Here is a 1,367-nt window from a genome sequence, read left to right on the forward strand (position 1 = left end):
TGTTCTTGTACTTGGCGGTGCGCTGCTGATCTTTATACTTGAATATAACAATCCAGCCACTTTGAAACCACTCTCGATGGCCGGGAAAATATTAGGTTCCTTTTATCAATCTGTGACGCCAAGGACTGCCGGCTCCAATACATTGAATATTGGTGACTTAACACAAACGACATTATTCCTGATTATCTTTCTGATGTTTATCGGGGCATCCCCAGGTTCAACTGGCGGCGGTATCAAGACCACTACATTTGCCATTCTGATGGGCGCCGTAAAAGCGCAAATTCGGGGCAGGGAGGATGTCACGTTCTTCGGCAGAAGAATGGACTACACGATTATTTATAAATCACTTACAGTAACACTCATCGCACTATTCTTAATTATTTTCGTTACAATGGTGTTGACTATTACAGAACCGGGAAAAGATTTTCTGATGTTGTTCTTCGAGACAGTATCCGCCTTTGCAACAGTCGGGCTGTCAATGGGATTGACTCCTGAACTGTCACCATTGGGAAAAATATTGATAACATTTACGATGTTCGCGGGCCGTATTGGACCGATGACACTAGCTTTTGCAGTAGCTAAAAAAAGAAAAGAAGATCATTACCGTTATCCTGCTGGAAAAGTGATGATTGGGTAGGAGGATATTTTTATGGCAAAGCAATATGCAGTAATTGGGATGGGTCGTTTCGGGTCAAGTGTTGCGACCTCCTTGTACAATGAAGGAAACGAAGTACTGGCAATTGATAAAAAAGAGCAATATATCGAGGAATATAAAGAGCATGTCACCCATGCGGTTATCGGCGATTCAACTGACGAACAAACTCTCAAGGCAGTTGGAATAAGAAACTTTGATACAGTTATCGTGGCGATAGGCGATGATATCCAGGCGAGTATTCTGACGGTCCTGATCCTAAAAGAAATGGGAGTAGCCAATGTCGTTGCAAAAGCACTTAACAAGCACCATGCACAGGTGTTGTTCAAGGTTGGCGCGGACAAAGTAATCTTCCCTGAAAGAGATATGGGGGAAAGGGTAGCCCATCAGCTGATGGCATCCCCAAATGTGCTGAATTTCATCGAGCTTTCAGATGATTACAGTATTGAAGAAATCAAGCTCCCAATGAGCATGGCAGGCAAGAACCTCATCGAAATCAACCTGCGGGCAAAGTACAATATAACGGTTATCGGAGTTAAAACCGGTTCTAAGGTAGACATTTCACCAGATCCGGAGAAAACGTTAAGAGCGGAGGACATCTTGATTGTCCTTGGGGAAAATGGAGATTTAAACAAGTTTTCAAAAGTAAAATAAATAGTATTGAGGCAGGCTGTGAAAACAGCCTGTTTTTTTGTGGGATAAGAAAGTATAAAAT

Annotated in this window: 2 protein-coding genes; both read left to right on the forward strand. The window is 42.5% G+C overall.

Annotated elements, in window-relative coordinates; all coding sequences use genetic code 11:
* Positions 1–637: potassium transporter TrkG (locus V7654_RS18255; RefSeq protein WP_335432157.1), on the forward strand; the 637-nt coding region annotated here is incomplete at its 5' end.
* Between the two features lie 12 nt (positions 638–649).
* Entirely contained in the window at positions 650–1,306 is a 657-nt protein-coding gene (locus V7654_RS18260) for a potassium channel family protein (protein ID WP_335432159.1), read from the forward strand.
* Positions 1,307–1,367: the final 61 nt, after the last annotated feature.

This window comes from Bacillus sp. JJ1609 (assembly GCF_036967045.1).
GTDB lineage: Bacteria > Bacillota > Bacilli > Bacillales > Cytobacillaceae > Mesobacillus.

Coding starts and splice junctions, on each gene's coding strand:
- V7654_RS18260 (WP_335432159.1), top strand. CDS start 650: ATGGCAAAGCAATATGCAGTAATTGGGATGGGTCGTTTCGGGTCAAGT.